This is a genomic window from Dermabacter vaginalis (assembly GCF_001678905.1).
In the GTDB taxonomy this organism is placed as follows: domain Bacteria; phylum Actinomycetota; class Actinomycetes; order Actinomycetales; family Dermabacteraceae; genus Dermabacter; species Dermabacter vaginalis.
On sequence record NZ_CP012117.1, the window covers coordinates 1,200,929 to 1,213,968 of the forward strand.

A 13,040-nucleotide genomic window follows, 5' to 3' on the forward strand; every position below is an offset into this window, starting at 1 on the left:
GGAGTATTTGTGCCAGATTCTTCACTTGAGGACCTGCTGGGTTCGTCAGGCGAAAGTCAGTCTCGATCGGGGCATGGCAAGCGTCGGAACGCAAAGCCGAGCAAACTCAAACGTTTCCTGCCCGCCTTTGTGGTGGTCGTGGTGCTCGCAGCGCTCATCGGCGGTGGATGCTTTGCCTACTCGTGGGTTTCACACAACGTGAATGTGGCGAGCGCGTCGAAGGATTTTGATGGCCAAGGTAAGGGCGACGTCGAGATCATCGTCAACAGTGGTGATACCGGTTCAGACATCGCGAGCACGCTCGTCGACGCCGGAGTGATCAAGACTAAAGGCCCGTTTGTGAAGGCGTTCTCGGCGAGCCAGGATGCTTCGAGCATCACTCCCGGCACGTACAAGCTTCGAAAAGAGATGAGCGGAGCCTCTGCCCTGCGCTTACTTCTTGACCCCGCTAGTCGCGTGGGCATTCGTGTGACGTTCCCCGAAGGACTTACCGCCCACAAGATGTACGAGCGTTTGAGCGAAGCCACGGGGTTGCCCGTCGAGGACTTTGAAAAGGCGGGCGCTGACTACGAGGCGCGCGGTGTTCCACGTAATCCGGCGAAGTCGATCGAGGGATACTTGTGGCCCGGTACATATGACTTCCACCAGGGAGATTCCGCCGAAGACATTCTCGATGAGATGGTTTCGCGCATGACAACCCAACTTGAGAAGAAGAGCATCCCGAAAGAGAAGTGGCACGAGACCCTCACGATCGCCTCGATTGCGGAGAAGGAAGCTCGCAACCCTGACGACTACGGCAAGGTCGTGCGAACGCTTGAGAATCGCCTCGCGGGCGTGGGGGAAGCGGGTGGAAGGCCCATGAACCTCCAGCTGGATTCGACCGTGGCCTACTTTACGAAGAGCGAAACGATTTCGACGACCCCCGAGCAGCGTGCGACCGATTCGCCCTACAACACTTATAAGCATCCCGGGCTTCCCGTGGGGCCGATCGCCAATCCTGGCGATGCCACACTCGATGCCGTGGAGAACCCTCCAGAGGGGCCGTGGCTGTACTGGGTGACGGTCAATACCGACACCGGCGAAACGAAGTTTGCGAGTACCAAGGGCGAGCATGATAAGAACGTGCGGGAGTGGCAAGAATGGGCGAAAAACAAGTAGGCGAGAGCGGGCGGCGATTTGCCGTGATCGGCGATCCCATTGCGCATTCGCTCTCGCCCGAACTGCACGCGGCGGCGTATCGTGCGCTCGGAATTGAGGGCGCGAGCTACGAACGAATCCACGTGCCTCGCGGCGAATTCGCGAAGTTCGTGCACGAAACGCTCCCGACGCTCGATGGCGTGAGTGTCACCATGCCGCACAAGGCTCACGCTCACGACCTCGCCGTGGCGCATGGCCCGCACGCGGAGCTCGGCATCGCGAACACCTTGATCCCTCTCGGTTCCGGCCACTCGCGCCGCTACGCTGCCTTCAATACCGACATCGCAGGTATCACCGGAGCACTCGCAGCGGCCGGCATCCGTGCTCTCGAGAGTGCGACGCTGCTCGGATCAGGGGCGACGGCGCTTTCGCTTGCGACGGCCCTGTGCGAGTCCGGTTGCACGCGCTTCACACTCCTCGCCCGCTCACGCGAAAAGCTCGCCGTACTCGAAGGACTCCTCGCGCGGTACGGAGCACAAGTTCACATAGGGGAGTGGGAGCGACCCGAACTGAGCTTCCACTCCGACATCGTGGCGAGCGCGCTCGCACGTGACGGTGCCGAAGCCTTCGCCGAACGCGTTTTCCACAAGATGCACGATGTGGCGCGGGTACCGTCAGCCTTTTTTGACGCCCTGTATTTTCCCGATCCCACCCCGCTGACGCGCATTCGAGACGCGTTTTGCCGTGAACGAGCAGTGCACGAAAAGCCCGCGTTCGCGACCGGCGCCCACATGCTCGCGCATCAAGCTGCGAGACAGGTCGAGCTCATGTGCGGTGTTGAGCATGCACCTGCCGAGGTCATGTACGAGGCCGTCTTTGGGCAGGAGCTCTAGAGCGCTCCCGTGTACCCAAGCTGTCGCCACGCTTCGTACACCGCAATGGACGCGGAGTTCGCGAGGTTGAGCGAGCGTCGTCCCTCGAGCATGGGAATCCGGACCGATTTCGTGATGCGTGGGTGGTCGAGAACCCATTGGGGTAGGCCCGTGTCCTCGCGACCGAAGAGGAGGACGTCGGTGTCTTCGTAATGCACGTTTTGAAAGTGGGCATCGCTGTGACCCGTGAAGGCGAAAATGCGAGAGTCGGGAAGCGCTTCGAGCGCATGATCGAAACTTTCGTGCACAGTCATGACGGCGAGGTCGTGATAGTCAAGGCCGGCGCGCTTGAGGTGAGAGTCATCGAAGTTGAAGCCGAGAGGCTCGATGAGGTGCAGGGGCGCACCTGTCACAGCAGACAGGCGTATGGCATTGCCGGTGTTGCCGGGGATGAGCGGCTCAAAAAACATGATGTGGGGCATGGATTCGAGTCTCTCACGTTGCGCATCCAGGCCCCGTAGAAGGACCGTGCGTGATTCCGTTCACGAATAAGCAAAAAATGGCCTCTCAATTTCCCCCGGAGCAACCACGGTGGTAATCTCATTGAGTCGCAAACGAAGAGCGACAAAAACCCAGTCCGGGTGGCGGAATAGGTAGACGCGCTAGCTTGAGGTGCTAGTGCCCGCTTAAGGGCGTGGGGGTTCAAGTCCCCCCTCGGACACCACAAGACCCCGTGCAGGAGAACCTGCACGGGATTCGTTGTTAATGCACCCTGATAAACAGGCCGACGGCGGGGAGGGCGGCGGCTAGTTCGTCAACGTTTACTCAGAGTTATCCGCAGTTCAGATAAAAGTCTGCCCCTTGTCCTTTTGCTCTGCTTAGTTTGTGATGGGCGTCTCGTGGGGCGGAGAGACGAGTCCCAACCACGCGGAGCGGGCATGCACTAACGCGTATGCAGCAGCGCAGAGGAGGCGGGGGCCTCGCTGCGCCGTCTCAGCCGCGGCATGAATGAAGACTGGTTGGGACCGCGGGCGAAGCCACGCATCGCGATATGCGGGATGCTTCGCCCGCCCCGCCCGCACCACTCGCAAGAATTCTTATGCGCCGGCATCAACGTGACTTCCCTCATGACGTTCGCCACATACCCCCGGATTGCGTGACAGTGTTGCGTTTAGAGGACGTCCGTCCCACGCGAGTGATGACGTTGTTATGGTAACTTCGTTTTGCCCGGCTACTGCCTTACGCCCGCGACGACTTGTAGGCCTCCTCATGAATGCCTTGCGAACCGTGGGGCGCACACGAGCCTGGTTATCCGGTCCCAATCGAGATCGGTCCTTTCCCTAGCTAGGAGAACATCATGAAAGCTCTTTACCGCATGAGCGCGGTCGCTGCTGCCGCAACCCTGACCTTTGGCTTCGGCGCAGCCGCCAACGCTGCAACCGTTGACTGCAACGATCTCACCGCAGAGCAGAAGTCTGAACTCGAGTACGCCAAGATGGGCATCATCGAGGTCCCCGCTGACCTCCAGAAGTGCGTCATGCCGGAGTGGGACACGCCTTCCAGTGACGAAGCTGCTGCCGCCGAGAACGACCACCTCGACGCTGCTGAAGCGGAGTACAACCGCCTCAACGCCGAGCAGGATTGGGACACCCCGACCCGCGATGAGGCTGCCCAGGGCGAGAATGACTACCTCGACGCTGCTGAAGCCGAGTACAACCGCCTCAACGCCGAGCAGGATTGGGACACCCCGACCCGCGATGAGGCCGCTGCCGCTGAGAACGACTACCTCGACGCTGCCGAGGCTGAGTACAACCGTCTCAACGCTGAGCAGGATTGGGACACCCCGACCCGCGATGAGGCCGCTGCCGCTGAGAACGACTACCTCGACGCTGCCGAGGCTGAGTACAACCGTCTCAACGCCGAGCAGGGTGCTGAGGGCGATGCAGATGACGTTTCGGATGACGCGGTGGCCAACGGGGAAGAGGGCACCGCTGCAGCCGATCCCGAAAACAGTGACAACGCTCCTGTTGCCGAGGGTGAAGAGGGCGACGATGCCAGCGAAACTGACGCTGCTGCCGCACACAGCGGTTCGAGCCTCCCTCGTACCGGTGCTTCGGTAGGCATCCTTGCAGCTCTCGGCGCTGGCGTCGCTGCCGTTGGCGGTGGCCTTAGCTACCTCCGCAAGCGCGCCTGATTTCCCGCGCAGAGTTCTTTCCTCACTCTGACTATGAAGGGGCACCCCCGCGGGGGTGCCCCTTCTTCTTTGTCACAAAGCTGCGACGGTGCGGATGTGTGCCAGCGCATCCTTTTGCACGGTCAGCAGACCCGCGACACAACACAGAGTGGAGGGGCCCCGTGGACTTTGCTGCTTTAGAAGATCCCAAGGAGAGTAAGAGCGAGGCCACCGTAGGGCGCACTCAGGATAATGGGGCCAAAGGCAAAGCGCGTTTTTGTACTCTTCGTTCGCATGAGGACCCACAGCGCAGAAATGGCGCCCGCGCCACACACCCAGGCAAGGGCTCCGAGCAGAACTGGTGCGCCGCCTAGGGCCGCGAGGAGCACGGTCGCGGGCGTCACCTTCGCGTCGCCCATGCCGAGGCTCGCGGGGAAAAAGAGAGCGACGCTAAAAGTGAGGGCACCCACGACGAGAGCGATGATGCAGGCGCCGAGCACGCGGGTGTCGAGTTCGGGAACGATAAGGGCACCGATCGCCGCCGTGCTCAGGACAGCCCCGTTAAGGGCGAGGGTGAGCTTGTTCGGAAGACGATGCTCGCGAATGTCGTAATAGGAAAGTGGTACGGCGAACGTGAGGTGCGCGCACGTCACGAAAATAAAATGCATGACCGCGACGGTTGATTCGAAACTGCTGATCACGTCTCACAGTCCATCACATCGGTGGTGAACCCGGGCCTTAAACGGCATGGTGTGGAGAACTTTTAAGGTGCACTCACACGCATGATTCGTCGGCGCAACCACACCTTCTTACCGCCGCCGATGAATTTTTGTGTGCGGGCAAGTTCCCAGCGCCCATACTCCGCTTCATCGGTGAGCGCCTGCCGCGCGAGACCGATCGACGTGCCCTTCGGAATTGTCAGCACCTGAAACTCGTAATCACGCACGGAGCGCCCCCGGGTCACGGGAGCGTCGCTAAGGTTCGAGGGCTTCGAGACCTTCCACTTCGGAGGAAGTACGGAGGTGCGCGAACGATCCGGAATGTTCGTCATGAGAGCTCCTTTCTCAGGGCGAGTCTGCCACCTTGTGCGAGCCTCGGAAAATTGGCGACGAAATCCGGGCAATCGGCTACCGCTCACTTCTTTTTCGGGGTATTTTCGTTCCATGAACACGAAAGATCCTCGCGCCGCACTGACCGCACTGATTGCCGCCCTTGAGCGCCACTACGATGTCATCGCCGCCACCAATGGCGAGGATGAAGATCAACTCGATGTGGCGACCGAACGCCTCTCGATGGCCTTCGAAAATTACGACGACGCGCTCTTCGACGCGTACAGCGTCGCGACCCCGTTTATCATTTTCGACGACGAGGACGATGACTACGACGACGATGATGACTTCGACGACTTTGACGACCTCGACCTGGATGAGGACGACTACGACGATGAGGATGACGAGGACTGAGCCCATGAGGCGCATCCCGTAACCGATCACACACCGCGCGGTGCCTTCCAAGTGGGGAGGCACCGCGTAGTGTCGCTTCGTGGCGCCAATGTCGCGCGCCGCGCATTGAATCGCCGGGCGTGCATGTTCTTAAGGAGTCGTTGAGTTGAGTTTTCTCGATGCGGTTATTTTGGGCATAGTCCAGGCACTCACCGAGTTTCTTCCCGTATCTTCAAGCGCACACGTGCGCGTCGTGGGTGAACTGCTGAATCCTGGGAAGGATCCGGGCGCGGCCTTCACGGCGATCATGCAGCTCGGTACGGAACTAGCCGTACTTCTCTACTTTTTCAAAGATATCGTTCACATCATCGCCCAGTGGGCGAAATCCCTCGTGGGCAAGGTTCCTCATTCGGACCCGGATGCACGCATGGGCTGGTTCGTGATCCTCGGCTCGATCCCTATCGGCATCCTCGGGCTGCTGTTTGAAAACCAGATCGATCACGCGCTGAGGAACCTCTACATCACGGCGGCGATGCTTATTCTTTTTGCCGTGTTTCTTGCGTATGCGGACGCGCGTGGTGCTCAGGAAAAGAGTCTTGACGAACTCACCCTCAAAGACGCGATTTTCTACGGCCTCGCGCAAGCCCTGGCACTCATCCCGGGCGTGAGTCGTTCGGGCGGGACCATCACGATGGGTCTCGTCCTCGGCTATAGCCGCAAAGCGGCAGCGCGATACGCGTTTCTTCTGGCGATTCCCGCCGTCTTTGCGTCGGGCCTCTACAAGGCTTACAAGGAAGTTCCCGCGCTCTTGACCCCCGAAGGGCGTGCTGCAGCGGCCGTAGCGGGAGAGCCCAGCCTCACGGCGATCATTGTGGCAACCCTCGTTGCTTTCGTGCTTGGGTACGCCGTGATCGTGTGGTTCATGCGCCTTATCGAAACCCACTCGTACGCGGTGTTCGTGTGGTATCGCTTGATCGCAGGCACGGTGCTCCTACTGCTGCTTCTCTTCGGAGTCGTCTCTCCGATCGGCGGCGCATAGAATCCCGCACTGTGCATCCGGCAAGACGAAGCTGAATCTAGCCCTCCTTGCCATCTTCGCGGCTGCGCAGGAACTGCTCGAATTCCGAAGCGATTCGTTCGCCTGACGCCTCGGGAAGCTCAGTAGCATCACGCAAGCTTTCGAGCTGTTCAATGTAATGCTTGATGTCTTCTTCCTCGTTGGCCATGGCGTCCATGCCGCGCTCCCACGCTCGAACGTCCTCATCCAGATCCCCGAGAGGGATCTGCATGTCGAGTTCGCGCCCCAAAGTTGTGAGGAGGTACCACGCAGCTTTGGGCACGGGATTTTGGCCAACGTAGTTCGGTACCTGTACCCACACGGCTAGGGTGCCGACGCCTGCTTCGACCGCAATGTCGTTGAGGATCGTGGGGATACCTATCGGACCTTCGTAGTCGTTGGCATCAGCAACCTGTGGCGTGTGAGAGCTCCACGTGACCGTCGTGGGAAGTGGCCTTGTGTGGGGCGTATCGGCGAGGAGAGCCCCCAGGGTGACGAGGAGCGTGCAGCCTTCGATGTCGATGCGGTCGAGGATCTCTTCGCAGTACCCCGTCCAGTTGAACGAGGGCTCTGGACCGGTGATGAGGAGAATGCGGGTGCCCTGATGCGGAAGCAACGGAATGATTTGCGTGTGTGGCCACGTGACTCGACGCTGGCCTTCGCTGTCTCGCGCGATGAGGGGGCGGTTGATCTGGAAGTCCACGTAGCCGTTGGCATCGATGGTGTGAGTGGGGGCGTTCTCGTCGACACCGATCGTGTTCATGAGGTGGGAGAGAGCCTCGCTACTGGCGGTCCCCGCATCGTTCCATCCGCCGAACGCGGCGATGGCAATAGTGCGGATTACCTCGTCGTTCGCGGGCATTTCGGCCACCTTTCCTCCTTCATCAAGCACTGTTACGGCGCGTCGTGCAAGTATAGAACTCGATACTGCAGGCTCGAAAAGAGGTGCGTGTGCAAAAGACGTCAGAACGGTCGATGCCGAAGATCTCGATGGGGATCGGAAGCCTTCTCTTTACCCTATTGCTCGCGGTCATGGTGGAACCGCGATTCGCTCAGGTTCTGCCGCAGGGATATGCGATCGGGGCAGCCGCGATTGTAGCCGTGGTGTTCCTGCTTTCGGTTGCTCTTCACGAGGTCGCCCATGCGTTGGTTGCTCACGCCTTCGGTGCGCGAGTGTGCGAGATCGCGCTCACGGTCTATGGCGGGCACACCACCTATGAAGGGCCGCGCCTCAAGCCCGTGCGTTCCATGCTTATTTCGCTCGCGGGTCCCGGAACTAACGCGATCCTTGCCCTTGTTTTCAGTGCTCTCTCTCAGAGCCTGACCCCGGCTTTCATGAATAGCGGCTCCGCGGCGCTACTGATGGTCGCGATCGCATGCCAGTTTTTAGCGACCCTGAATTGGGCACTCGCGATCTTCAATGTCATGCCGGGGCTTCCCATGGATGGCGGCCGCGCTTTCGAGGCGCTTCTTCGCGCATCAGGGGTCAATTCCGCACGCGCGACCATCATCACGGGGTGGACCGGTCGTGTGATTGCCGTCGCTGTCGTTGTTGTTCCACTCGTGCATGCTCTCCTGAACGGCACGTATCCCTCGCCCATTTGGATCGTGTGGAGCGTTCTGATCGCGCTTTCGCTCTTTCAAGGGGCGTCGCAGGCAATTGCCCACGCGCGGCTTCTTGAGGAGGCGGATATGCTTCACACTTCACACGTTTCACGGGAGGTCAGGAGACTGTCGAATGCAGCGACCGTTGGACGCGAACGCGCGTACGTTGAGCGGGGTGGCCTGTACGTCGATAGTGACAACGTAGTGCTTGCACCGGGTGCCGAGGTTGAGCAAGCCCCCGATGACTACCCGGTCCACGCGGTTCTCACGCCGCTCGTGAAAGCGAGTGTTCTTGAAGGGCGCCCCGAAGGCAGCGATCTGCTCGCGGCCATGCAAGCCGACGAAGCACCCGCTTACCTCGTGCGTAACGACGCCGGTCTGGTCGAGAGCGTGATTTTTGCTGAGGACGTTGCTCGAGCGTTGAACGCTCGCGGGTGACGGTCGGTAAATCCACGTAGACTCACGAGTATGACTTTGCCCGATTCCAACGAAAAATCCGTGACCGCGCGCCTTGACCGCACCGGGCCCTTTGTCGTGGGAGATAAGGTCCAGCTTGCCGATCACAAGAATCGCCTAAACACGATCACCCTTAAAGAGGGCGGGGTGCACCATTCGCACCGCGGGTACGTTCGCCACGATGATCTCATCGGGAAGCCCGACGGCACGGTCGTCGAGAACAGCGCGGGGGTTGCCTTTCAAGCCCTTCGGCCTCTCTACAACGACTACATGATGGCGATGCCGCGCGGTGCCGCGATTATCTACCCCAAAGATTCGGCGCAGATCCTCATGTACGGGGATATTTTTCCGGGGGCACGCGTGCTCGAAGCGGGCGTGGGTTCGGGCGGTCTCACGATCGCGCTCTTGCGCGCGGTTGGTTCCGACGGCTCCTTGCGTTCCATCGAACGCCGCGAGGACTTTGCTGAGGTCGCGAAAGCCAACGTCGAGAATTTCTTCGGGGAGCTTCCCTCGTGGTGGGATCTGAGCGTCGGCGATTTCCAGGACGGAGCGCACGCACTCGCCGCAGCCGGCGGGCGCGTTGACCGGGTTGTCCTCGATATGCTCGCCCCTTGGGAGTGTGTGCAAAGCGCGGGCGAGGTGCTTGAAGACGGGGGAGTCTTCCTTGCGTATGTCGCGACGGTGACGCAGCTGTCGAGAACGGTGGAGGCTCTTCGAGATCACGGTGAGTTCACGGAGCCGTACGCGTGGGAGACGATGATGCGTCCCTGGCATCTCGACGGACTTGCGGTGCGTCCGGAGCACCGTATGAACGCCCATACGGGATTTTTGCTGACGTCGCGGCGTACCGCTCGCGGATCGAAGGCGCTCCTTCGCAAGCAACGCCCCGCGCCCGGATCGCGCGACGAGGCCGAGCTCAACGATCCCGCGAATGAGGGCTTTGGTGGCACGAACAATACATGGACCGGTGAGGATTTCCACGAGCGCAACGTCGCGCCGCGCAAAACGAAACGTGCCCTCCGCGACATTAGACAAGGGAGGACAAGGTGAAGAGTTACCAGGAGCTGAACGAGGAGCTCTCAAAGCTCGCTCGCAGTAACGATCAACTCGTCACATCACTGGCGAAGGCGCGTGAACAAATCGTGCAGTTGCGCAGTGATCTCGAGTCTCTTGCCGACCCGCCGTCGTCGTTTGGCGTCTTTGTCGAGCGTGTGGGGGAGAACCAGATCGATATCCTTCACAACGGTCGCAAACTCCGCGTGCTCGTGGCACCCGAGGTAGACGTGGATGCCCTCATGAAAGGCCAGGAGGTGCGGCTCAATGAGAACCTCATCGCCGTGGAAGCTCTTGCCCACGAGACGACGGGCTTCGTCGCGACCGCTGTCGAGCAGCTCGAGGATGCGCGCGTGCTCGTCCAGGTGCACGCGGATGAGCAGCGGGTGATGAACGTTGTGCCCGCGCTGCGCGAGAGCCGTATCAATCGCGGGGATCACCTCATGGTCGATCCCAAGTCTGCGCTCGTGCTAGAGGTGCTCGAGCGCAAGGAAGTCGCGGACCTCATTCTCGAGCATATTCCCGACGTTTCCTACAGTGACATCGGTGGTCTCGGTGATCAGATCGAGGCGATTCGAGACGCCATCGAAATGCCGTTTCTCCACCAGGATCTTTTTCGCGAGTACGGCCTGCGGCCGCCGAAGGGGGTTCTCCTCTACGGCCCTCCCGGCTGTGGCAAGACCATGATCGCGAAAGCTGTGGCCCATGAACTTGCGTTGAAGGCTGCTCGGCAGCGCGGTCAGGACCCGAGCGAAGTCGTGAGCCGATCGTGGTTCCTCAACGTCAAAGGCCCTGAGATTCTGAACAAATACGTGGGGGAGACCGAGCGCTCAATTCGCCTCGTGTTCGAGCGGGCCCGGGAGAAGGCTAGTTCGGGCAACCCCGTCGTGGTGTTCTTTGACGAAATGGACTCGCTTTTCCGCACCAGGGGTTCTGGTGTGAGTTCGGATGTCGAGTCGACCGTCGTACCGCAGCTTCTCGCAGAAATCGACGGCGTGGAGAGTCTTGAGAACGTCATCGTGATCGGGGCGTCGAATCGCGAGGACATGATCGATCCGGCCATTGTGCGGCCCGGAAGGCTTGATGTGAAGATCCGCATCGAGCGTCCAGGGCCGAAGGCCGGCGCGGAAATCCTGCGGCTTTACCTTACGGATGATGTCCCGCTCGCCGAGGACCTCGATGCTCTCGTGAACTTCGCGATCGAACGCGTCTATGCCCGTGAGGAGGAGATGGCGTACGTCGATCTCGAGTATGCCGACGGCACGACCGAGGTGCTGTACTTTGCGGAGTTCATGTCGGGTGCAATGCTGCGCAACATTGTGGATCGCGCCAAGAAACTTGCGATCAAGGCCGAGCTCTCTGATAGTGAACGCGGCATTACCCGCGCCCACCTCCTCGAGGCGATCCACACCGAGTTCAAGGAGAACGAGGATCTCCCGTCGACCGCGAACCCCGACGACTGGGCACGCGTTGCCGGTCGTCGCGGCCAAAGGATTACGCGCATGACTCCGCGCCGAGCCGGCGCCACCGGTGGTGGTGCGCAGTGACCTCGAAGCTTTCACCGCTCACCACGCGTCGAGCGATGGGAATCGAGACCGAGTTCGGAATTGTCCATACCTCGGCGAGCGACCGCGAGCGCTCCGGTGCGAACGCGTCGATCCGCCTCTCGCACTACGCCGTGGCCGCGTATGCACTGCTCGAAGATTCGAATAAGCGTCGCGTGCGCTGGGATTACGGCGATGAAACACCCCTGCGCGATGCACGTGGTTTTGAGCTGCAGCGGGCTGCTGCCCATCCCACTCAGCTCACGAACGAAACGCACGACGCTCATGTGCCGAGCGTCGATGCGGAGTTCGCAGTTGCCGTCGGTGACGACATCCCCCTCGAACTCGACGACGCCGCGACTCTTCACTTTGCGGAGCGACGCGCGATCGGCAACGCTGTTCTGCGAAACGGTGCTCGACTCTACGTGGACCACGCCCACCCCGAGTACTCCTCACCCGAAGTCATGACGGCCCGCGAAGGACTCCTATGGGATAAGGCCGGTGAAGAGATCGCCCGCCGCGCGATGGCACGCGTGGAGGGGGCCGACGGCATTTCGCCGCTCGCGCTTTTCAAAAACAACACCGATGGCAAAGGCCAAAGCTACGGAACCCATGAGAATTATCTCGTAGAGCGCTCAGTTCCGTTTGATCGTCTTTGCGAAATCCTTATCCCGTTCTTCGCAACTCGGCAGATTCTCGTGGGCGCGGGCCGCGTGGGAATCGGTACCCGGGGCGAAGTTTCCGGCTTTCAGATCAGCTCTCGTGCGGATTTCTTCGAGAACGAGGTGGGCCTTGAGACAACCCTCAACCGGCCGATCGTTAATTCGCGCGATGAGTCGCATGCCGACGCCTCGCGGTTTCGCCGCCTCCACGTCATTATCGGCGACGCCAACGTTTTTGAAACCTCGACGTTCCTCAAGCTCGCGATGACTTCGCTCGTGCTGAATCTCGCTGAGCGCGAGCACGCGACGGGTGAGGTCTTGCTGCCCAACATCACTCTCGTGGATCCAGTCTCGGCCGTGCACGAAATCTCGCATGACCTGAGCCTTTCGAAAGCCTATGAAACCACGGACGGCGGTCAAGCGTCGGCCTTGGACATTCAACGTGCATATGTGAATGCCGTCCACAAAGCCCTCGAAGGTGAACAGCCGGATGCCGAAACGCGCGAAGCCGTGGCGCTGTGGTCCGAACTCCTCGACACTCTGGAGCGTGACCCGCTGGATGCCGCCGACAGGATCGAATGGGTGGGCAAGTATGCACTGGTGAACGCGTTTAAAGAGCGGCACTCACTCACGTGGTCGGATCCGCGCCTTACCGCCCTCGATCTTCAGTTCACCGATCTGCGAGCGGAAAAATCGATATATGAGAAACTCGCGCGGTCCGGGCGTGCCAGGCGCCTCGTGAGTGACGAGGAGATCGCACACGCGGTCACGCACCCACCCGAATCAACCAGGGCCTACCTGCGCGGCGCACTTGTGACGCACCACCGCGAGGATCTTGACTCGGCCGGCTGGGATGTCGTGACGGTCCGCACCAAAGGTGCTGCCATGCGCGTGAGGCTTGCCGACCCGGCGCTCGCGTCACAAGAGTGGTGCGAGGAGTACGAGATTGATCCGAGCGGCGACCTCGAGGCGATCCTCGAGAGGTTCCGTCAGGTTGCCGAGCACTCTCGATGAAGCTGTTCCGCGTTTCGCAAGGCGT

General features: G+C 60.6%; 13 protein-coding genes and 1 tRNA gene. 10 read left to right on the forward strand and 4 right to left on the reverse strand.

From position 1 onward, the window contains the following. Window positions 1–9 precede the first annotated feature (9 nt). Both mltG and DAD186_RS05200 read left to right on the forward strand, forming a co-directional pair. Window positions 10–1,158, forward strand: a complete 1,149-nt coding sequence (mltG, locus tag DAD186_RS05195; protein ID WP_065247787.1) for an endolytic transglycosylase MltG — start codon at window positions 10–12, stop codon at window positions 1,156–1,158. Then, window positions 1,140–2,030, forward strand: coding sequence for a shikimate dehydrogenase family protein (locus DAD186_RS05200; RefSeq protein WP_065247788.1), 891 nt, complete (start codon window positions 1,140–1,142; stop codon window positions 2,028–2,030). The genes mltG and DAD186_RS05200 overlap by 19 nt, the downstream gene beginning before the upstream one ends. Here the strand turns inward: DAD186_RS05200 and DAD186_RS05205 are convergent. Then, a complete protein-coding gene (locus DAD186_RS05205) occupies window positions 2,027–2,491 on the reverse strand; it encodes a tRNA (cytidine(34)-2'-O)-methyltransferase (RefSeq protein ID WP_065247789.1) in 465 nt (154 codons plus the stop codon). The two genes, DAD186_RS05200 and DAD186_RS05205, sit on opposite strands and share 4 nt — an antisense overlap. Window positions 2,492–2,644: 153 nt before the next feature. Between DAD186_RS05205 and DAD186_RS05210 the strand changes: the two genes are divergently transcribed. Together DAD186_RS05210 and DAD186_RS05215 are read left to right on the forward strand one after the other, a co-directional pair. Further along, a tRNA-Leu gene (locus DAD186_RS05210) sits at window positions 2,645–2,733 on the forward strand. 633 nt (window positions 2,734–3,366) lie between these two features. Further along, window positions 3,367–4,203 (forward strand): LPXTG cell wall anchor domain-containing protein, encoded by an 837-nt coding sequence (locus DAD186_RS05215; protein WP_065247790.1) that lies wholly within the window; start codon window positions 3,367–3,369, stop codon window positions 4,201–4,203. Between the two features lie 176 nt (window positions 4,204–4,379). Here the strand turns inward: DAD186_RS05215 and DAD186_RS05220 are convergent, their stop codons facing one another. Together DAD186_RS05220 and DAD186_RS05225 are read right to left on the reverse strand one after the other, a co-directional pair. Then, window positions 4,380–4,883, reverse strand: a complete 504-nt coding sequence (locus DAD186_RS05220) for an A24 family peptidase (RefSeq protein WP_082991095.1) — start codon at window positions 4,881–4,883, stop codon at window positions 4,380–4,382. Between the two features lie 62 nt (window positions 4,884–4,945). Further along, window positions 4,946–5,233 carry a DUF5703 family protein gene (locus DAD186_RS05225; RefSeq protein WP_065247791.1) on the reverse strand — a complete coding sequence of 96 codons (288 nt, stop codon included), beginning with the start codon at window positions 5,231–5,233 and terminating at the stop codon, window positions 4,946–4,948. Between the two features lie 112 nt (window positions 5,234–5,345). Between DAD186_RS05225 and DAD186_RS05230 the strand changes: the two genes are divergently transcribed. Together DAD186_RS05230 and DAD186_RS05235 are read left to right on the forward strand one after the other, a co-directional pair. Beyond that, complete coding sequence (locus DAD186_RS05230; RefSeq protein ID WP_065247792.1) at window positions 5,346–5,645, forward strand: DNA primase; 300 nt, start codon at window positions 5,346–5,348, stop codon at window positions 5,643–5,645. A 145-nt stretch (window positions 5,646–5,790) separates the two neighbouring features. Continuing rightward, on the forward strand, window positions 5,791–6,663 hold the full coding sequence (locus DAD186_RS05235) for an undecaprenyl-diphosphate phosphatase (protein WP_065247793.1): 873 nt from the start codon (window positions 5,791–5,793) through the stop codon (window positions 6,661–6,663). Window positions 6,664–6,700: 37 nt separating this feature from the next. Here the strand turns inward: DAD186_RS05235 and DAD186_RS05240 are convergent, their stop codons facing one another. Continuing rightward, entirely contained in the window at window positions 6,701–7,543 is an 843-nt protein-coding gene (locus DAD186_RS05240) for a proteasome assembly chaperone family protein (RefSeq protein WP_065248739.1), read from the reverse strand. 89 nt (window positions 7,544–7,632) lie between these two features. Here DAD186_RS05240 and DAD186_RS05245 point away from each other — a divergent pair, with 89 nt between their 5' ends. The 4 genes from DAD186_RS05245 to dop are packed head-to-tail and all read left to right on the forward strand — an operon-like array spanning window position 7,633 to window position 13,015. Further along, window positions 7,633–8,724, forward strand: coding sequence for a M50 family metallopeptidase (locus DAD186_RS05245; RefSeq protein ID WP_065247794.1), 1,092 nt, complete (start codon window positions 7,633–7,635; stop codon window positions 8,722–8,724). A gap of 30 nt (window positions 8,725–8,754) precedes the next feature. Beyond that, window positions 8,755–9,792: a tRNA (adenine-N1)-methyltransferase gene (locus tag DAD186_RS05250; RefSeq protein ID WP_065247795.1), complete on the forward strand. Its 1,038-nt coding sequence runs from the start codon at window positions 8,755–8,757 to the stop codon at window positions 9,790–9,792. Continuing rightward, the gene (gene arc / locus DAD186_RS05255; protein ID WP_065247796.1) at window positions 9,789–11,342 is read left to right on the forward strand and encodes a proteasome ATPase; all 1,554 of its coding nucleotides are present in this window, start codon (window positions 9,789–9,791) and stop codon (window positions 11,340–11,342) included. The genes DAD186_RS05250 and arc overlap by 4 nt, the downstream gene beginning before the upstream one ends. Then, entirely contained in the window at window positions 11,339–13,015 is a 1,677-nt protein-coding gene (gene dop, locus DAD186_RS05260; protein ID WP_082991097.1) for a depupylase/deamidase Dop, read from the forward strand. The genes arc and dop overlap by 4 nt, the downstream gene beginning before the upstream one ends. Window positions 13,016–13,040 lie beyond the last annotated feature (25 nt).

Excerpts from the sequence above, each read along its gene's own strand:
- DAD186_RS05200 (WP_065247788.1), top strand. The coding sequence starts at position 1,140 with ATGGGCGAAAAACAAGTAGGCGAGAGCGGGCGGCGATTTGCCGTGATC.
- DAD186_RS05205 (WP_065247789.1), bottom strand. The coding sequence starts at position 2,491 with ATGCCCCACATCATGTTTTTTGAGCCGCTCATCCCCGGCAACACCGGC.
- DAD186_RS05215 (WP_065247790.1), top strand. The coding sequence starts at position 3,367 with ATGAAAGCTCTTTACCGCATGAGCGCGGTCGCTGCTGCCGCAACCCTG.
- DAD186_RS05225 (WP_065247791.1), bottom strand. The coding sequence starts at position 5,233 with ATGACGAACATTCCGGATCGTTCGCGCACCTCCGTACTTCCTCCGAAG.
- DAD186_RS05230 (WP_065247792.1), top strand. The coding sequence starts at position 5,346 with ATGAACACGAAAGATCCTCGCGCCGCACTGACCGCACTGATTGCCGCC.
- DAD186_RS05240 (WP_065248739.1), bottom strand. The coding sequence starts at position 7,543 with ATGCCCGCGAACGACGAGGTAATCCGCACTATTGCCATCGCCGCGTTC.
- DAD186_RS05250 (WP_065247795.1), top strand. The coding sequence starts at position 8,755 with ATGACTTTGCCCGATTCCAACGAAAAATCCGTGACCGCGCGCCTTGAC.